The 17995-nt window shown below is 61.6% G+C and carries 19 protein-coding genes; 12 read left to right on the plus strand and 7 right to left on the minus strand.

Annotation, left to right across the window (positions count from 1 at the left end; translation table 11 throughout):
* Nucleotides 1-29: 29 nt before the first annotated feature.
* Genes Q0M35_RS01410 through Q0M35_RS01425 form a run of 4 tightly spaced genes read left to right on the plus strand, consistent with a single transcriptional unit; the run spans nucleotide 30 to nucleotide 3055 of the window.
* Nucleotides 30-755 (plus strand): molybdopterin-binding protein, encoded by a 726-nt coding sequence (locus Q0M35_RS01410; protein ID WP_295311448.1) that lies wholly within the window; start codon nucleotides 30-32, stop codon nucleotides 753-755.
* Nucleotides 752-1492, plus strand: coding sequence for a GNAT family N-acetyltransferase (locus Q0M35_RS01415; protein ID WP_295311450.1), 741 nt, complete (start codon nucleotides 752-754; stop codon nucleotides 1490-1492). The genes Q0M35_RS01410 and Q0M35_RS01415 overlap by 4 nt, the downstream gene beginning before the upstream one ends.
* Nucleotides 1485-2057: a peroxidase-related enzyme gene (locus tag Q0M35_RS01420; protein WP_295311452.1), complete on the plus strand. Its 573-nt coding sequence runs from the start codon at nucleotides 1485-1487 to the stop codon at nucleotides 2055-2057. The genes Q0M35_RS01415 and Q0M35_RS01420 overlap by 8 nt, the downstream gene beginning before the upstream one ends.
* The gene (locus Q0M35_RS01425) at nucleotides 2054-3055 is read left to right on the plus strand and encodes an OmpA family protein (protein WP_295311454.1); all 1002 of its coding nucleotides are present in this window, start codon (nucleotides 2054-2056) and stop codon (nucleotides 3053-3055) included. Before Q0M35_RS01420 ends, Q0M35_RS01425 begins: the two co-directional genes overlap by 4 nt.
* Nucleotides 3056-3106: 51 nt before the next feature.
* Here the strand turns inward: Q0M35_RS01425 and Q0M35_RS01430 are convergent, their stop codons facing one another.
* Both Q0M35_RS01430 and Q0M35_RS01435 read right to left on the minus strand, forming a co-directional pair.
* Entirely contained in the window at nucleotides 3107-4012 is a 906-nt protein-coding gene (locus Q0M35_RS01430) for a LysR family transcriptional regulator (RefSeq protein ID WP_169642015.1), read from the minus strand.
* 278 nt (nucleotides 4013-4290) lie between these two features.
* Nucleotides 4291-6318: an NADPH-dependent 2,4-dienoyl-CoA reductase gene (locus Q0M35_RS01435; RefSeq protein ID WP_295311457.1), complete on the minus strand. Its 2028-nt coding sequence runs from the start codon at nucleotides 6316-6318 to the stop codon at nucleotides 4291-4293.
* A 93-nt stretch (nucleotides 6319-6411) separates the two neighbouring features.
* Here Q0M35_RS01435 and Q0M35_RS01440 point away from each other — a divergent pair, with 93 nt between their 5' ends.
* Together Q0M35_RS01440 and Q0M35_RS01445 are read left to right on the plus strand one after the other, a co-directional pair.
* Nucleotides 6412-6870, plus strand: a complete 459-nt coding sequence (locus tag Q0M35_RS01440; protein ID WP_295311459.1) for a GNAT family N-acetyltransferase — start codon at nucleotides 6412-6414, stop codon at nucleotides 6868-6870.
* On the plus strand, nucleotides 6867-7355 hold the full coding sequence (locus Q0M35_RS01445; RefSeq protein ID WP_295311461.1) for an RNA pyrophosphohydrolase: 489 nt from the start codon (nucleotides 6867-6869) through the stop codon (nucleotides 7353-7355). The genes Q0M35_RS01440 and Q0M35_RS01445 overlap by 4 nt, the downstream gene beginning before the upstream one ends.
* Nucleotides 7356-7359: 4 nt before the next feature.
* Here the strand turns inward: Q0M35_RS01445 and Q0M35_RS01450 are convergent, their stop codons facing one another.
* The 3 genes from Q0M35_RS01450 to nth are packed head-to-tail and all read right to left on the minus strand — an operon-like array spanning nucleotide 7360 to nucleotide 9586.
* Complete coding sequence (locus Q0M35_RS01450; protein ID WP_295311463.1) at nucleotides 7360-7956, minus strand: GNAT family N-acetyltransferase; 597 nt, start codon at nucleotides 7954-7956, stop codon at nucleotides 7360-7362.
* A gap of 2 nt (nucleotides 7957-7958) precedes the next feature.
* Nucleotides 7959-8945 carry an adenosine kinase gene (locus Q0M35_RS01455; RefSeq protein WP_295311465.1) on the minus strand — a complete coding sequence of 329 codons (987 nt, stop codon included), beginning with the start codon at nucleotides 8943-8945 and terminating at the stop codon, nucleotides 7959-7961.
* Nucleotides 8942-9586 (minus strand): endonuclease III, encoded by a 645-nt coding sequence (gene nth / locus Q0M35_RS01460; protein ID WP_295311520.1) that lies wholly within the window; start codon nucleotides 9584-9586, stop codon nucleotides 8942-8944. The genes Q0M35_RS01455 and nth overlap by 4 nt, the downstream gene beginning before the upstream one ends.
* A 138-nt stretch (nucleotides 9587-9724) precedes the next feature.
* Between nth and Q0M35_RS01465 the strand changes: the two genes are divergently transcribed.
* From Q0M35_RS01465 to Q0M35_RS01480, 4 genes are all read left to right on the plus strand, one after another.
* Nucleotides 9725-10813 (plus strand): Hint domain-containing protein, encoded by a 1089-nt coding sequence (locus Q0M35_RS01465; protein WP_295311467.1) that lies wholly within the window; start codon nucleotides 9725-9727, stop codon nucleotides 10811-10813.
* Nucleotides 10814-10863: 50 nt separating this feature from the next.
* Complete coding sequence (locus tag Q0M35_RS01470; RefSeq protein WP_295311469.1) at nucleotides 10864-11730, plus strand: bifunctional helix-turn-helix domain-containing protein/methylated-DNA--[protein]-cysteine S-methyltransferase; 867 nt, start codon at nucleotides 10864-10866, stop codon at nucleotides 11728-11730.
* A 128-nt stretch (nucleotides 11731-11858) separates the two neighbouring features.
* Nucleotides 11859-12533 (plus strand): OmpA family protein, encoded by a 675-nt coding sequence (locus Q0M35_RS01475; RefSeq protein WP_295311471.1) that lies wholly within the window; start codon nucleotides 11859-11861, stop codon nucleotides 12531-12533.
* Nucleotides 12534-12644: 111 nt separating this feature from the next.
* On the plus strand, nucleotides 12645-13187 hold the full coding sequence (locus Q0M35_RS01480) for an NADPH-dependent FMN reductase (protein WP_295311472.1): 543 nt from the start codon (nucleotides 12645-12647) through the stop codon (nucleotides 13185-13187).
* Between the two features lie 205 nt (nucleotides 13188-13392).
* Here Q0M35_RS01480 and Q0M35_RS01485 read toward each other — a convergent pair whose 3' ends face one another.
* Entirely contained in the window at nucleotides 13393-14424 is a 1032-nt protein-coding gene (locus Q0M35_RS01485) for an FAD-dependent oxidoreductase (RefSeq protein ID WP_295311474.1), read from the minus strand.
* A 63-nt stretch (nucleotides 14425-14487) separates the two neighbouring features.
* On the opposite strand from Q0M35_RS01485, the gene mnmD reads away from it, so the two are divergent.
* Both mnmD and Q0M35_RS01495 read left to right on the plus strand, forming a co-directional pair.
* A complete protein-coding gene (gene mnmD, locus Q0M35_RS01490; RefSeq protein ID WP_295311476.1) occupies nucleotides 14488-15165 on the plus strand; it encodes a tRNA (5-methylaminomethyl-2-thiouridine)(34)-methyltransferase MnmD in 678 nt (225 codons plus the stop codon).
* Nucleotides 15162-16031 carry a DMT family transporter gene (locus tag Q0M35_RS01495; protein ID WP_295311478.1) on the plus strand — a complete coding sequence of 290 codons (870 nt, stop codon included), beginning with the start codon at nucleotides 15162-15164 and terminating at the stop codon, nucleotides 16029-16031. The genes mnmD and Q0M35_RS01495 overlap by 4 nt, the downstream gene beginning before the upstream one ends.
* Here the strand turns inward: Q0M35_RS01495 and Q0M35_RS01500 are convergent.
* Nucleotides 15996-17969 (minus strand): lytic transglycosylase domain-containing protein, encoded by a 1974-nt coding sequence (locus tag Q0M35_RS01500; RefSeq protein ID WP_295311479.1) that lies wholly within the window; start codon nucleotides 17967-17969, stop codon nucleotides 15996-15998. The two genes, Q0M35_RS01495 and Q0M35_RS01500, sit on opposite strands and share 36 nt — an antisense overlap.
* Nucleotides 17970-17995: the final 26 nt, after the last annotated feature.

A 17995-nucleotide genomic window follows, 5' to 3' on the forward strand; every position in this document is an offset into this window, starting at 1 on the left:
GGTGAGAGACAGACGCAAGGAATGTGCACATGTCAAACCCCACAGCGGCCATGCTGGTGATCGGAGACGAAATCCTGTCAGGACGTACACGCGACGCGAATATGTACTATCTCGCTGGCGAACTGACTGCGGCAGGCATCGATCTGCGCGAGGTCCGGGTTGTCAGCGACGACAGTGCGGCGATCATTGCCGCGGTACGGGCGCTCGCGGCTGCGTATGATCATGTCTTTACCAGCGGTGGCATCGGACCCACCCATGATGACATCACCGCCGACTGCATTGCCGCAGCATTCGGGCGCAGCATCGACGTACGCGAGGATGCCCGCAGCCTGCTTGAAGCGCATTACAGAAAATCGGCGCTCGAGCTTAATGCGGCACGCCTGCGCATGGCGCGCATCCCCGAGGGTGCCGGCCTGATCGATAATCCGGTCTCGGTTGCCCCCGGTTTTACCGTTGAGAACGTGTATGTCATGGCGGGTGTGCCTTCGGTCTTCAAAGCGATGGTGGAGAGCATTCTGCCTCAGCTGACCGGTGGCGCGCCGCTGATCTCGGAGACGTTGCGGATCAACCGCGGCGAGGGAGATATCGCGGGGCCTCTCGGTGAGATTGCCGCGTCCTATCCGCAGCTCAGCATGGGGTCATATCCCTTTCAGCTGAGAGACGGGAAATACGGTGCCAACGTGGTGATCCGTGGCGGGGATAATGCGCTGGTTAACGAGGCACTGGCAAAGTTGCGGGCGGCTTTTGCGGAATGACGCCTGCGCCCTCCCGGCTCTTTGACGCGGTGGAACGAACCTGGCCTGCGGCAGCAACGCACCGGGCCGGCCCATGGCTCATCCGGGACGGGCAGGGCGGTGGCAAGCGCGTTTCGGCGGCAACGGCCGCGGCACCGGTCACCGAAGCCGATATCGCGCAGGCCGAAGACGCCATGCGCGCCTTGCATCAGGCGCCGCTGTTCATGATCCGCGCCGGTGACGAGGCGCTGGATGCGTTGCTGGACGCGCGGGGTTATACGATCGTTGACCCGGTACGGGTCCTGGTGATGCCCGTTGCGGGCCTGACGGACAAACCGGTCCCCCCTGTTACCGCGTTCGCAATCCGGGAGCCGCTGGCGATCATGGCGGAAATCTGGGCAGAGGGTGGCATCGGGCCCGCGCGCCTCGACGTAATGGCGCGGGCGGAGAACCGGACCGGCATTCTGGTACGCTGGAACGAGAAACCGGCAGGAACGGGCTTTGTCGCCTGTGACGGCGATATCGCGATGGTGCATGCGGTCGAGGTTAAACCCGCGCAGCGCCGCCAGGGGGTGGCAGGCTGGATCATGCGCGCGGCGGCCTTCTGGGCGCAGGATCAGGGCGCCCGAACCATGGCCGTCCTCTGCACCGAAGCCAACACCGCAGCAAACGCGCTCTATTCGGCTCTGGGCTTTGAGAGGGCCGGACATTACCATTACCGCATGACGTCTGCGACAGGAGCAAAAGATTATGGCTGACCGTGACCTGCCCACAGCGCTGGACCTTCCGATGACGGACCCGCTGCCCGCGCCCACGCAGAAGTATTTCGACGTCTGCACGGAAAAGCTGGGCATGATCCCGAATGTGCTGCGCGCCTATGCCTTTGACATCGATAAGCTCGATGCTTTCACCGGCATGTACAACAATCTGATGCTGGCGCCTTCGGGGCTGAGCAAGCTGGAGCGCGAAATGATTGCAGTGGTCGTCTCTTCGATCAACAAGTGCTTTTACTGCCTGGTCGCGCATGGCGCGGCTGTGCGGGTTCTTTCGGGCGATCCGAAGCTCGGAGAAGCGCTGGTGATGAACTACCGCGTGGCAGATCTTGACGGCCGCCAGCGCGCGATGCTCGATTTTACCGCAAAGATGACCACCGCGAGCGCCACCATAGAAGAGGCTGACCGCCAGTCCCTGCGCAAGGTGGGTTTCACCGATAACGATATCTGGGACATCGCGAATGTGGCAGGTTTTTTCAACATGACCAACCGGGTTGCGAGTGCCACTGACATGCGTCCTAACGACGATTATCACGCGCAGGGCAGATGACACCGCGCGGGCCGTTTTTACGCGGCCTGTTTGCCGCCCTGGCGCTTTGTGCCGCCCTGCCGCTGGAAGCGTTTGAGCCAGAGTTGCCCCTCGGCGCGCGTCTGACCGTCGAACGCAATACCGCCCCTGACAGCTTTGAAGCGCCGGTGGGTGTGTGGCGCGACGGTGCTGTGCCGTCCCTGCAGGTCGAGGGGGCCGTGACCCGGCGCGCGTGGCGGATCAATACACCCGGACTGACCCCGCTTCAGGTCGTTCTGCCGTTGCGTGCGCAGATTGAGGCTGCGGGTTATGAGGTGATTTTCGAATGTGCCGCGCGCGACTGTGGCGGGTTTGATTTCCGCTTCGAGACCGAAATCCTGCCCGGCCCGAACATGTATGTGAACCTTTCGCGCTACCGGTATCTCACGGCTGTTGCCGGCCCGCGGGAAGCGCCGGGGCGGGTTCTGGGCGTGGTTGTCAGCGTAACGGCGGCATCTGCCTATGTTCAGGTGATTGCCGTTGATACCGGCGTGTCGATGGAAAATCTGTTGCCCGAAACCGCGCCTGCACCCGATGTGGTGTCAGAAACACCTCAGGCCGGCCCGCCCCCGGAACCGGCGGCACCTGCGGCTGCTCTGCCCCGTGTGAACGAAGACAACCTGCTGGAGCGGGGTTTCGTCGTGCTGCGTGATCTCGAATTTGATACCGGCAGCACCGATCTGGGTCCGGGTCCCTTTGCATCGCTGCAAAGGCTTGCAACTTTGCTCAGAGACCGCCCGGATCTGCGCCTGGCTCTGGTGGGGCACACCGATACGACCGGCGGGCTCTCTCCGAACATCGCAGTGTCGCGCGCCCGAGCGCGCTCTGTGCGCCAGCGGCTGGTTGATCAGTACGGAATTGACGGCAGCCGGCTCGATGCAGAGGGCATGGGGTACCTTGCACCGGTTGCCTCGAACCTGACCGACGCCGGGCGCAGCCTCAACCGCCGCGTCGAGGCCGTGTTGCTCAATTCGGAATAGAAAAACCCCGGCGCAGGAGACACCGGGGTAAAGCTGACGGGGCGGGTGGGTTCACCAGTCCGACGGACCTTTTTCAGCAAAGGCATGCACCAGAAAATCGATAAAGGCGCGCACTTTGGGCTGAGTGAAACGACCCGGGGGATAGACCGCATAGATGCCCTGTGTCTCAACCGGCAGGTCGGGAATTGCGTCTTCGATCAGACCCTTTTCCATCGCATCAGCATAGAGAAAACTCGGCAGATATGCGATGCCAAGACCCGAAATCGCAGCGTTCAGCAAAGACTGCCCGTCATTCACGCTGAGCCAGCCTGCCGTCCGTACCTGCCGCTTTTCGCCCGAGGGGGCCGTCAGTTTCCAGACATTGCCGGAAGACTGGTTCGAATAATGCAGCAGTTTGTGATCGTTCAGATCGTCGATCTTTTCCGGACGGCCGTACTTTTCGAAGTAATCCGGGCTCGCGATCATGCGTTTTGTAGTTTCGGTCAGTTTGCGCGCGCGCAGGGTGCTGTCTTCCAGCTCTCCGATCCGCACGGCCATATCAAAGCCTTCAGAAATCAGCTCAACATAGCGGTTGTTCAGCACCATATTCACAGTGATATCCGGGAAATCCGACAGGAATTCACTCAGCACGGGCGACAGATGGTTCACACCGAAATCCGTTGCCACCGAGATGCGCAACAGGCCCGAGGGCGCGCTTTGCATCGAGGTGACAAGTGCATCGGCCTCACCGGCATCATTCAGGACCCGGCGGGCCCTGTCATAATAGGCAAGCCCGATTTCTGTCGGGCTGACGCGGCGCGTCGTGCGGTTCAGCAAACGTGCGCCCAGACGGGCCTCAAGTGATGAGACATGCTTGGAAACGGCGGATTTTGAAATCCCCATTTTCTTGGCCGCATCTGTGAAGCCGCCCTGGTCTACGACCGTCGCAAAGGCTTCCATTTCTGTCAGGCGGTCCATTGCCGATCCCTTCAATTTCCTCGTTACGCAAACTTATGGTCACCAATTCAGGCAGGAACGGGGCGCATCCTGGACAGTATCGCGGTTTTTGCATGGATCGTTGAAGGCGTGGAAACGCTAATTATATGCGCGCGGCCAGGATCAGATCACACGTTATTGTATTGGCCGCACTGCGTAAATCCGACCCCGGTGTCTGGCAGGTACCTCGCCCCGCAGCTGCAAATCGCCGCGAACAGCTTCTTATGGTCCCGCCGCCGCAGACACAGCTCTGTCCGCTGTTACAGCGCGGCGGCGAGGCGGGTGCCCTGATCAATCGCGCGCTTGGCGTCCAGCTCGGCGGCCACATCGGCGCCACCGATCAGATGACAGGCGATACCGCGTTCTTCCAGCGCATCTGCAAGGGTGCGGTCGGAAATCTGCCCGGCGCAAAGCACAATCGTATCGGCCTCAATCAGCGTCGGGTTCTCGCGGGCCTTACCATAAGAGACCACGAGACCGCCGTCTTCGATGCGCTCGTAATTTACGCCGCCGACCATCTTCACGTCTTTCATCGCCAGCGCCATGCGGTGAATCCAGCCAGTCGTCTTACCGAGCCGCTTGCCGGGTTTCTCCGCTTTGCGCTGCAACAGGGTAACGGCGCGGGCCGGCGCATCCGGTTGCGGGCCTTCGGGGGCGAGACCCGCGCGGTGCTCTTCGGGGTCGGTGACGCCCCATTCGCGCATCCAGTCAGGCAAGCTTTCGGTGGGGCTGGTACCTTCGTGCACAAGATACTCAGCCACGTCGAAACCGATGCCGCCGGCCCCGACAATGGCCACCCGGTCACCGACCTTTGCCTTGCCGCGCAGCACGTCGACATAATTTACCACATGCGGCGCGTCCTGCCCGGGTATGCCCGGATCACGCGGCAGAACACCGGTCGCAATCACGACCTCGTCAAAGCTTTGCAGATCGTCGGCGGTCACCTCGCGGCCCAGATGCACAGAGACACCCTGCCGGTCCAGCATCGTCCGGTACCAGTCCACAAGGCCGAAGAACTCTTCTTTGCCCGGCACCTGTTTGGCCATATTCAGCTGACCGCCGATTTCATCCGCGCGGTCAAAGAGGGTGACATTATGCCCGCGCGCAGCCGCTGTGATTGCGGTGGACAGGCCCGCAGGCCCGGCACCGACAATGGCAATCGTGCGCGTCTCATCCGCCTGCGCGATTGTAAGCTCCGTCTCATAACAGGCGCGCGGGTTCACCAGACAACTGGAGATCCTGCCCGAGAACGTATGATCCAGACAGGCCTGGTTGCAGGCGATACAGGGCGCGATTGTATCGCCTTCGCCACGGATGGCCTTTGCGACGAAATCGGCATCCGCGAGCATCGGACGCGCCATGGAGACCATATCCGCACAGCCCGTCGCCAGCACCTCTTCGGCGACGCCAGGGGTGTTGATCCGGTTCGAGGTGATCACCGGAATGCCCACTTTACCCATCAGCTTTCTGGTGACCCAGGCAAAGGCTGCACGAGGCACCGATGTCGCAATCGTGGGGATCCGCGCTTCATGCCAGCCGATACCGGTATTGATGATCGTAGCACCCGCGGCCTCAACGGCCTGCGCAAGCTCGACAACTTCGGCATGGGTGGAGCCGTTGGGCACCAGATCGATCATCGAGAGCCGGTAGATCAGGATGAAATCAGTGCCCACCGCCTCGCGCACACGGGCCACAACCTCCACCGGCAGGCGCATCCGGTTCTGATAGGATCCGCCCCACTCATCGGTGCGTTTATTGGTATGCGTCACCAGGAACTGGTTGAGGAAATACCCCTCGGAGCCCATGATCTCAACCCCGTCGTATCCCGCTTCCTGCGCGCGCTGTGCACAGGCCACGATATCACTGATCTGCTTTTCAATGCCGTCCGCGTCGAGCTCGGTCGGGACAAACGGGGAGATCGGAGATTTAATCGCAGAGGGGGCCACGCATTTCGGGCCATAGGCATAGCGCCCTGCATGCAAAATCTGCATGGCAATCTTGCCGCCCGCCGCATGTACCCGGTCAGTCACGATGCGGTGGTTGGCGACATCCTGATCGCTGACCATCTGTGCGGCACCCGGCAGGACGGAGCCTTCGGGGTTGGGGCCGATCCCGCCTGTAACCATCAGCGCCACTTCACCCCGTGCACGGGCGGCGTAGAACTCCGCGACCCGGTTCCAGTCTTTCGTTTCCTCAAGACCGGTGTGCATCGAGCCCATAAGCACGCGGTTTTTGAGCGTGGTAAACCCCAGATCCAGCGGCGCCAGAAGATGCGGATAGTCTGCCATGCCGAAAATTCCCCCTGTTGGTTGGCACCACATCACATTTTCACATATACGCTGTCACGTCGAACGCGGCGTCAAACGGCGAAAGCATGCAGAATGATAAGGTGGGCAGAGCCCGGCTGCGCGCCCGCGCTGGCGGAGATCATGTTCCGTGCGGTGCGCGAAGGGGAGAGCCCGTACAGCGAGGCGCAGAGGGCCGCATGGATGCCCGCGCGACCGGAGCCTGCAGGCTTTGCCGCGCGGCTGGCCGCCTGTGACTGTGCCGTCGCCGAAGAAGCGGGCGGGACGGCGGGCTTCATGACGCTGGCGCGCGACGGATACATCGGTCTGGCCTTTATCCTGCCTCAGGCGCGGGGCCGCGGCCTTTTTCGCGCGCTCTCAGATGCAATTGCAGCTCGCGCGCGCCGGCACGACATGCCGCGCCTGTGGACACACGCCAGCCTGATGGCGGAACCGGCCTTTCAGGCGACGGGCTTTCAGGTTATCCAGCGGGAAAGCGTGCAAAGGTCGGGCCAGCATCTGTGCCGGGCCTTAATGGAGAGATTTCTGACATGACCCCCGAAGACATCCAAAAGCTGCCCTATCGCCCCTGCGTCGGTGTCATGCTGATGAATGCCGCGGGCGAGGTCTTTGTCGGACAGCGGATCGACAGCCGGATCGCCGCCTGGCAGATGCCGCAGGGCGGGATCGACAAAGGCGAAGAGGCGCGCGATGCGGCGCTGCGCGAATTGCGGGAGGAAACGGGTGTCTCGCCGGATAAGGTAAGCATCGTGGCCGAAAGCCACCGGTGGCTCCCTTACGAGTTGCCCCATGATCTCGTACCTAAGCTCTGGAAAGGGCGGTTTCGCGGTCAGGAGCAGAAATGGTTTCTTCTGCGCTTTCATGGCACCGATGATGAGGTCAATATCGAGGCAGAACCCCGCGAGTTCTCAGAGTGGCGCTGGTTGCCGGTCGCGGATCTCGTAGAGAATATCGTGCCGTTCAAGCGCCACGTCTATGAGGCCGTCCTGCAGGAATTCCGCGACCACCTCAGTCTTTGAAAATTCAGTCTGTGAAAACCGGCACGCCCGGACCGGCCGTTTCCGGCAGCAGCCCCTTGAGACGCGGATCGTCATCGATCTGCACCTTCTGACCGACTGGCGTGAACCCGCTGCGCCGGTAGAATTCCAGCGCCTGCGGGCTGTCCATGGTGCAGGTGTGCACATGAAAAAGGCTGATGGGTTGTGCCCAGGCCCGCGTAATCGCTTCGTTCATGAGATACCTTCCGGACCCGGAGCCGATCAGCGACCGTGTCAGGCCGAAATAGGCCAGCTCGCATTCTCCTTTGCGTCGGAAATCAAGCTCCAGCAGCGCCTCGTCCCGCCCGTCCGTGCGCAGGGTGAAATAGGCTGTTGCAGGATCCGTCAGGATCGCATCGAGCGCCGTATCATCCAGTTGCAGACGCCCGTACCAGAGCCAGTCCTCCGAGCCCACGCGGCGAAAAATATCCCGGTACCAGTCGCGGTCGGGCGTCACCTCATGAAAGCTTATTCCGTCTGGCAGCGGCACCGCGCGCATTTCAGGTGGCGCGCGCATCTCCAGCCTGGTAACAATCACCGCGATTTTGCCCGGCGGCACATCGTGAAACCCGTCTTTGAGCATTCTCAGATCAGGCCTTCGGCCTGAAACACCTTCATCATGTCTTTTTGCGGGCGCGGGCCGATGTGACTGATGACCTCAGCCGCACAGGCATTGCCCATTTTGCAGCACACATCCAGTGCGCGTCCGGTTGCCAGGCCATAAAGGAACCCTGCTGCGAACTGATCACCTGCCCCTGTGGCATCCACGGGGGTGACTTCCTTAACGGCGACATCAATGCGCTTGCCGTCAGAGATGACCGAAACGCCATCACCCGACCGGGTACAGACCACCAGCGGACAGATCGCGGCGGTTCTGGTCAGCGAGCTCTCCAGGTCCGTCTCAAAAAGCGAGCAGATCTCATGCTCATTGCCGATCACATAATCAAGATCGTGCTCGATCAGCGCGAGGAAATCCGCCCGGTGCCGCTCCACACAGAACGGGTCCGAAATAGCGATGCCTGCGATGCCACCCCCGGCTTTGGTCGCGCGGGCCGCTTCGCGGAACGCGGTTTTGCCGGCGTCGTGATCAAACAGATACCCCTCAAGGAACATGATCCGCGCGTTGGCGGTGACTTCATGCGGCAAATCGCCCGAGGTCAGCCCAACTGAAATGCCCAGATAGGTATTCATTGACCGCTCTCCGTCAGGGGCCACGAAAATCATGCTGCGCGAGGTCGGCAAATTGCTGTTCTGTACCGGCGGGTTGACGAAATCGATGCCGTTATCCGTCATTGCATCAGCATAAAACCGTCCCAGCGCATCATCGCGTACACGCCCGATAAACGCCGTCTGCAGCCCCAGAGCGCCGACCCCGGCCACGGTATTGGCAACCGCCCCGCCCGGGGTCTGCAACCGGTCAGACATCGAGGCATAAAGCGTCTCGGAGCGGTCGCGTTCCACAAGCTGCATGATGCCTTTCTGGATGCCCATATGATCGAGAAAGCTGTCATCGGCATGGCTGATCACATCGACAACGGCGTTACCGATGCCGACAAGCTGGTAGTGTTTCATGTCGTCTTATCCTCAAATGCGCACAGGTCGCGGATGATGCAGGTTGGGCACTGCGGTTTGCGTGCTTTACAATGATAGCGCCCGTGCAGGATCATCCAGTGGTGGGCGTGCAGCTGAAAATCCACCGGAATATTGTCCTCGATGGCGCGTTCGACCGCCTCGACCGATTTGCCGGGGGCAATGCCTGAGCGGTTGCCGAGCCGGAAGATATGCGTGTCCACGGCCTGTGCAGGATGCCGCCACCACATGTTCAGCACCACATTGGCGGTCTTGCGTCCGACCCCCGGCAGCCCTTCGAGGGCCGCGCGGCTGTTAGGTACCTCGCCGCCGTAGTCATCGACGAGGATCCGGCTCAGCTTCATGACGTTTTTCGCTTTTTGCCGGAAAAGACCGATGGTTTTGATGTGCTCGGTGAGCGCCTCCTGCCCGAGATCGAGCATCTTCTGCGGCGTATCCGCGATTGCGAAAAGCGTGCGCGTGGCTTTGTTGACGCCGGCATCCGTCGCCTGGGCGCTCAGAGCGACAGCTACCACGAGCGTATAAGCATTCACGTGATCCAGCTCGCCGACAGGTGCGGGATCTGCCTTCTGAAAGCGCGTGAAAATCTCGCGGATCGTATGATAGCCGAGCTGTTTTGCCATGCCGGAGGTATGCGGTGATTTACAGCCCGGGGCAAGCTGATCGGCCGCGATATCTCTAAAATCCGTCACAAAAGCCAACGGTTTTTTCAGCCGGAAATTTACCCTGATCTGAAAGAGTGGCGCAATCGCAGGAGCAGGATGAATATGCCGACACGGACCTTTTATGCCTATGGGCCGGATGCACTCGTAATTGACCCGGAAACCGGTCAGACCTCTCTGGCTTCTGATTACAACGCCCGCGACGGGCGTACGCGTATCGAGGTCGAAGACAACGACATTTTCGCCGACGGTGACGGCAACAATGACGAGGTCGGCGATGACGCGGACCAGACGGCAACGGTCTATGACAGCAGCGGCAATACGCTCGATGCGGGCCGTATCTATGTCGAAGAGGTGCGCTGGTACGAGACATCGGGCGGTGACGTTTTCTCGGTGCACGTATTTGAGATCGACGGCGAGGTTGTGGGCTATGTGCCCAGTGAGCCGATGCAGCCGGGAGAGAGCTACACCTTTGTCGGCACAACAGATTCCGGCGAAAAGATGAAAGGCAGGCAGTCTGAGGACGCAAAGAGCCAGTATAATTTTTATGAGCAGAATTCGGTGGCCTGTTTCGGTCCGGGGACGATGATTGCAACCCAGGAAGGGGATATGCCGGTCGAATGGCTGGAGACCTCCGATCTGGTGCTGACGCGCGACAACGGTTATCAGCCTATCCTCTGGATCGGGCGCACCCGTCTGGATGCAGGCTATTTCCGGCAGTATCCCGATGAGGCACCCTTGTGTCTGCCGGCGGGATCTCTGGCAAACGGGACCCCGGTGCATGATCTTTGCCTGACCGGTGACCACCGGGTGCTGCTGTGTTCTGCGCGTGCTGAACTGCTTTATTTTTCCGCTGAAGTGCTGGCACCGGCCAAAGCCTGGCTTGATCGTGATGTCGCCCGCGCTGTTGTGCCGCAACGAAGTTTTACGCTGACCCACATTCTGTGCGCAGAGCATCAGATCATTCTTGCCGAAGGTGCATGGGTCGAGACGATGTTCACCGGGCCGGAAGCGCTGCGCCGTCTGAGCCCGCAGGACCGTGCGCGACTGAAAGACCTGCTCGGCGCGGATTACCGCCGTCAGAGCACCGTGCGTCCCTGTGTGACCCGCAAAGAAGCACGCCTGCTGATCGACCCGCCGGCGCAAAGTCAGGATCTGCCGGGGCAACAGCAGGCCATCCGTGCATGATGCGCAGGTTCCGGGTCGAAATTCCCCGCCGTCCCGGCTACATCTGAAGCATGACAGAGCATCAGACTTTTACCGCCGACGCAGAAGGCAGCTATCACTACGGGGTGATCCGCAGGGCGATTGAACTGCTTGATCAGGCAGAAGAACCCGTGTCCCTCGATGCCATCGCAGCGGAGATGGGCATGAGTAACGCCCATTTTCAGCGGCTGTTCTCGCGCTGGGTTGGCATCTCACCAAAAAAGTATCAGCAATATCTGACCCTGGGTCATGCAAAAACTCTTCTTGCCGAGCGGTTCACGACACTTGAAGCGTCACATGCCGCAGGGCTGTCCGGCAGTGGCCGCCTGCATGATCTTTTTGTGCGCTGGGAGGCGATGAGCCCCGGCGAATTCGCCCGCAAAGGGGCCGGCCTTGAAATCCGCTGGGGCTGGTTTGAGAGCCCCTTCGGTCCGGCCATCGTGATGGGCACCGATAAAGGCATCTGCGGCATCGGTTTTGCCGCCGAGCTCGGCGCAGAAGCTGCCATGGATGACCTGATGCAGCGCTGGCCCTCAGCTGAATTCACCGAAGATCCTGTGATGCTGCGCCCCTGGGCGCTTCAGGCTTTCGGCGCCGGCAGCGGCAAACCGGATACGACGCCGCTGTTTCTCATCGGCGCGCCCTTTCAGATCAAGGTGTGGGAGGCGTTGCTGGCAATCCCGTCCGGTCACGTGACCACCTATTCCGAGATTGCCCGCGCGGTCGGAAACCCCCGCGCGGTGCGCGCTGTGGGCACGGCCGTCGGACGCAACCCGATCAGCTGGCTGATTCCCTGTCACCGGGCCCTGCGCAAATCAGGCGGGCTTGGCGGATACCACTGGGGCCTGCCAGTGAAACGCGCGATGCTGGCGCTGGAAACAGTGAATAGTCCGGCTTGAGCCCTTCACAACCGGTAAATAATGGCTGATCCCCCCCTTCCTTTGCGGCGGAACCGCCCCCATATTGACAGCGTTAATAAATGACGCCCCGCCCGAACGGGGCCGCAACCACTGAAGGCAGTATGTTTATGATAAATCTGAAATCTCCCGTGGCGCTTGCGCTCGCAGGCAGCCTGGCGCTTGGTGCCTGCACCGTTCCGGCCTCGGATCCGAACGCCCCCCCCGTGCCCGCGGGCCAGAATACCCAGCAGGGCGCGCTTGTGGGTGCCGGTGTCGGTGCGCTGGCCGGAGCACTTTCCAAAGGTGACGGTAACCGCGGTGATGCAGCGCTTATCGGCGCTGTAATCGGCTCGGCCGTGGGTGCCGGGATCGGTTACTCGCTCGACAAACAGGAAGCCGATCTGCGTAACCAGCTCGGCAACGACAATGTCACAATCGTGAACACCGGTGACCGACTGATTGTCAGCCTGCCCCAGGATATTCTTTTTGCCACCGACAGCTTTGCGATCCGACCTGATCTGCAAACCGACCTGCGCACGGTGGCCGGTAATCTGCGCCAGTATCCGCAATCGACCATTCAGGTGATCGGTCATACCGACAGCGATGGTGATGCGGCCTACAATCAGCGGCTTTCTGAGCGACGCGCCGGTGCGGTCCGGGATGTTCTGATCAATGCCGGCGTCTCCTCGGCACGGGTTCGCAGCATCGGCAGAGGCGAGAGCCAGCCGGTGGCCAGCAACCTCAGCGTTGACGGCAAAGCACAGAACCGCCGCGTGGAAATCGTGATCCTGCCGAACGCCTGATCACACCCGGCAGACCATTACTGAGGCCGCGGCATCCCCGCGGCCTCTTGCTTTTCCGCAGCGGTGCCACAGGTGAAAGCGCAACGGAAAACACAAACTATCGGAGCATCCATGTCGGACGTTAAACTTTTCGGCCTGTCGGGGTCCCTGCGCGAGGGATCGTCCAATTCAAAGCTGCTGCGCGAGGCCGCACGGCTGTTCGGGCCATGCAGCTATACGCAGGCGGATCTGAACCTGCCACTTTACGACGCGGACGCGGAGGCCGAGACCGGCGTACCCGAAGCGGTGACCGGCCTCGCACGTCAGATCGCCGCCGCGGATGCGGTTCTGATCTCGACGCCTGAATATAACAAGGGGCCGTCCGGGGTTCTGAAAAACGCCCTGGACTGGATCAGCCGTACCAAAGGATCACCCTGGAAGGATAAGCCGCTGGCGGTCATGTCCGCCGCTGCAGGGCGCGCCGGGGGCGAGCGTGCCCAGATGGTGCTGCGAGGCTTCATGGTCCCTTTCCGCACCCGTATTCTTCAGGGCCCGGAAATTCACCTTGCCGATTGCACCAACCAGTTTGACGAGAACGGCAGGTTGAAAGGCGAGATCTATCTGCGTGAACTGACGGCGCTGATGAATGGTCTGAAAGAAGAGATCGCGCGCTGATCCGCCTGGCCGGAAACTGACAGCCGGGGTGCATTCTGAAATCCCCGGGCGGCGTCGTGACAGGTCAGGCCGCAGAAAAATCCGATGTGGATCAGGAAGCGATGCGTACGGGCTTGCGGCCGGCACTCCCGGAGGTCACCGGCGGCGACGGCGCAGTCTGGGCCCCGCACTGTCCGGATCAGAAATGGCTGAGTGCCCGTCAGGGTCAAAAAGATGCCTCAATTTCAAACCCGTCCGGGATGCGGTTTTTGCCGTCAAGCACCAGATCCGCCATCACCTCCGCTATGCCAGGCGCCATACCAAACCCGATTTTAAAGCCGCCGTTAGCGATGAAATGCCCCGGCCGCCCGGGCCATGCGCCCAGCATTGGCGCACGGCTGCGCGCGCGGGGGCGCACGCCGGCCCAGCGTTCCGTGACGGGCGCATTGCGCAGCGCCGGCACGGCGGCGCGGGCTCTTGCGATCACTTCCTCAAGCTGCTGATCAACGCGCGACGGATCACTGTATTCCCGCTCGGAGGTGGACCCCACGGCGACGGTCCCGTCGCTGTGCGGTATGATGTGCAGCCCGTCTGCAAAAAGCTGGGGGGCGCCTCTCGCGTCATGCTGTAACAGGGCCGCCTGACCTTTCACGCCGGCACCGACCAGCCTGTGATGTCCGGCGTTCAGCACCTCAAGCCCCGCAATGCCGGTGGCATGAATGACCGCACCTCTGTCTTCACCGTCCACCTCTGTCCGGACACCCCGGGTGGCCAGCGCGGCTACCAGAGCATCGCAGGCCCGTCTTGGGTGCAGATGCGCCGAAAGCGTGTCGCGGATCAGCCAGCCCGTCGGGCTCGCCGGTGTCCATGGGTCGTCGCCTGCTGGTTCCAGCGACCACGTGGCTTGTCCCCGCCAGAGCTCAGACGCGGTATCCGCACGGCGCCGCGCCAGCTCAAGGGCACCGGCGTCTGGCACAGGCTGTAACCGGCCCGAAGCCTGATATCCGGGATCGGTGCCTCCCGTTTCCCTGACCCCGGCCCAGAATGCAGGCGCTGCGAGAAGGCTTTCAAACTGAAAAGCTTTCTTGGCATTCCAGTTCTCCGGCACATGCGGGGCGAGCGCGCCCACGATCCCGCCACTGCTGCCGGACGCAGGGCCGGAAGGGTCAGTCAGCCGAACCTGCGCCCCACGCCGCACGCAGGCCCAGGCAATGCTCAGACCGAAGATCCCGGCACCGCGCACTGTTATTTCGCCCATTGCTAAAGCCTGCCTTCTGCCTCAGTGTCGCGCCATATCCGTGACACCCTACAAGGCCCGAACGTGCAGAACCAGACGGCAGATGTTTCCTGGAAGAGCGGGCGGGTGCCGGTTTCCGGTCGGTTTGATGACCCTTATTTCAGTCTGGAAAACGGGTTGGAGGAAACCCGGCATGTGTTTCTGGAGGGCAATGATCTGCCAGGGCGTTTTGACGGGCCCGTCCACATTGCGGAACTTGGCTTTGGTACCGGGTTGAACTTTCTGACAACCGTGCTGGAATGGCAGGCGGCGGGCACAGAGGCACCTCTGAGGTTTACCAGCTTCGAAGCCTTCCCCCTGACAGGTGAGGATATGGACCGCGCGCTTGGTGCCTTTGACGCTTTTGCGACGCTGGGGCCGGCTCTGGTGCGGCAGTGGGACCCGACCGGCGGATCGGTGGACTTTATGCCTGGCGTGACGCTGACCGTTCTGCCCGGAGATGCGCGCGTGCAGGTCCCGGCGTGGGGCGGGGTGGCCGATGCCTGGTATCTGGATGGTTTTTCGCCTGCCAAAAACCCCGAACTCTGGGGCGCGGATCTGATGCAGGCCGTGGCAGATCACACCGCGCCCGGCGGGACCTTTGCCACCTACACGGCTGCCGGGTTTGTGCGGCGCGGTCTTGAGCACGCCGGATTTTCGGTGCAGCGCGTGCCCGGTTTCGGGCGTAAAAGGCATATGTCGCGTGGCGTGCTGGCACCATGAACCAGCCCGATAATCTGCGCCTTGGCATCATTCTGATGGTGGTGACGACCTTCGTGTTTGCGGTGCAGGACGGCCTTTCACGGCATCTGGCAGCGGAATACAATGTCATGATGGTAGTGATGATCCGCTACTGGTTTTTTGCCGCTTTTGTGATCAGCGTTGCGCGTCGCAAGGCCGGTGGGCTGCGCCAGGCAGCCCGGACATCGCAGCCTGTGGTGCAGGCGTTCCGCGGTTTTTTGCTGGCGGCAGAAATCTGCGTCATGGTGGCGGCCTTTACCCTGCTCGGTCTGGTGGAAAGCCACGCTGTTTTTGCCTGTTACCCTTTGCTGGTCGCTGCCTTGTCGGGCCCGGTTCTGGGGGAAAAGGTTGGCTGGCGCCGCTGGGCTGCGATTGCCGTGGGGTTTGTCGGTGTGATCATTATTCTGCAGCCGGGATACGGTGTTTTTGATCCGGCGGCAGTTGTGCCGCTGATGGCCGCGCTGATGTTTGCGCTGTACGGGTTGCTCACACGTTACGTGGCGCGACGCGACACCACCGCGACCAGCTTTTTCTGGACCGGAACGACGGGAGCGATTGCGATGACCGCGGCGGGGGTCTGGTACTGGGAGCCGATGATCAGCACCGACTGGATCTGGATGGGTATGCTCTGCGTGACCGGGGCGACCGGTCACTGGATGCTGATCCGCTGCTATGAGGTCGCGGAAGCCAGTGCTGTGCAGCCTTTCGCCTACTTTCAGCTGGTCTTTGCAGCCTCGATGGGGGTGCTCCTCTTTGGCGAAACGATCCGTCCCAATGTTGCTCTTGGCGTGGCCATCATCGTGTCTGCGGGTCTATTCACCCTGTGGCGCGAACGACAGCAGCGTTGATCCGGCCAGCTCTTCGGAAAAGGGTACCGGCATCGGGTCTTTGCCAAGCGTCGCGCGGTAAATCGGCAGGCTTTCCGTCACGCGCATCACATAGTTACGTGTTTCGCGAAAAGGGATGTGTTCGATCCAGTCGACCACATCGATCTGCCCGCGCCGGGGATCACCAAATATCTGCATCCAGCTGTCGGGGCGCCCGGGCCCCGCATTATAGCCTGCCGACATCATTACCACATTGCCCCGGAACCGTCCGGCGAGCGTGGAAAGATATGCCGCGCCAAGCTCGGCGTTGTACTCAGGGTCGCTGATCATGCGTTCAGTGCTGTGCCCGGCGAGGCGGCCGAGGCGTTTTGCAACTTCGCGGCCGGTGGCGGGCATGACCTGCATCAGGCCCCGCGCACCCACGCCGCTTTGTACGCCGGGGTCAAATTCACTCTCCCGCCGGGCAATCGCCAGCACCATCTCGGGCGCCATCGGCAGCTTTTGTTCGGCGACGGGGTGCAGCGGATAATACCCGCCGGGAATGACCACCGCCCGACTTGCGGTGCGTTTGCCGATCATCACAGCGAGATGCGGGTGCCCGGCATCAAGTGCGGCCTGCGCCAGCAGACCGGCCTCGTTGCGATCGAGGCTTTCGGCAAGGTGAGTCCAGAACCGTTCAGCGAGATTGATCTCGCCAGAGGCCTGCAGCAGCAATCCGGCACGAAAAACCGGGTTTTGTGAGATCGGTGAGGTGCGCCAGTCGCCTGTTGCAGGCTCACCAGCAAGGTCCATGTCAAAAGGAATGCCGGCGCGTTCCGCTGCCAGAAGGCCGTAAAACGAGGTCTGGAACTGTGCAGCCCCTGTATAGGCCTGATCCGCCGCCGCCACATCACCCATTGCTTCCAGTGCACGGCCGAGCCAGTACCCTGAACGACCTTTGGAGATCGGCGACCGCACTGCGGCATCATGGTTGCGAAAATGCTGCAGCGCGGTTTCCGGCTCATCAAGTTTGTGCAGGGCGATATAGCCTGAAAGCCACTCCAGATCCGCATAATCGGACCCCTGCGTCAGAAAATGACGCGAGGCTATTTCATAGGCCACTTCCGGATCACCCGTGCGCATCTCCGCACGCGCCATCGAGCGACGTCTGCTGGCCCATTCTCCGGGGCGCCCGAGAGCTTCGGCGCTCACAGATGTCGCGCGCAGCATCTCTCTGGCATCATTCGTCCGTCCCTTGCGCGCTCGCCAGATAAACCGGTCATACTGCAGCCCGGGATCGGTCGCATATTTTGCGGGTATCTTTTCAATCAGGGTATCCACACCCTTTTCACCGGCTCTCAGTGCAATCCTGGCCCGGGCAACGGCCACAGCGGCGGGCGAGGCCAGATCAAACATCCGGCGGGCGTTCTCATAAACTCCGCGCCAGAGCATCGCATCAAGGCGCGCGTCGTGATGGTCTTTGAGAAATGCACCGTGCGCCTGAAGAAAGCGGGACTGCTCACTTTTGCCCATCGGAAAATTCAGCCAGGCATTCAGGACCAGCGCCTGTGCTTCATCGGTGCGGCCCGTTTCTGTGAGGCGCGCGCTGTAGGCGAGTACGCCGCCGGCTGTCTGCGGCGGCATCTGCGCGAAAAATGCTGTAACCGCTGCGTCCCCGGCGCGGATCACAGACGGTTCGGACTGTTTACGCAGATAGCGCTCTCCGGGCCAGTCCGGGCGGCGCGTCAGAAAATCCCGCACTTCGGACCAGGAGCCCTGGCCGTCACGCAGCCGGGCCCACTCAATGATATCTGCCGCAATTTCGCCATCTTTCGCAGCCACCCGCGAGGCACCCGCCCAGTCGCCCTGGCGCAACGCGTCAAAGGCGACGCTCAGCGGACGCGGGCGTTCGGCAAGGGCCGGCAACGCCAGCGCAAAAAGAAGAACAATGGTCGACAGCGCGCGTGTGATCACTTGCATTTCCCGACGTTTGAAGGCTAGAGCCT

The sequence above is a fragment of the Roseobacter sp. genome, from assembly GCF_024639605.1.
Taxonomy (GTDB): Bacteria; Pseudomonadota; Alphaproteobacteria; order Rhodobacterales; family Rhodobacteraceae; genus Roseobacter.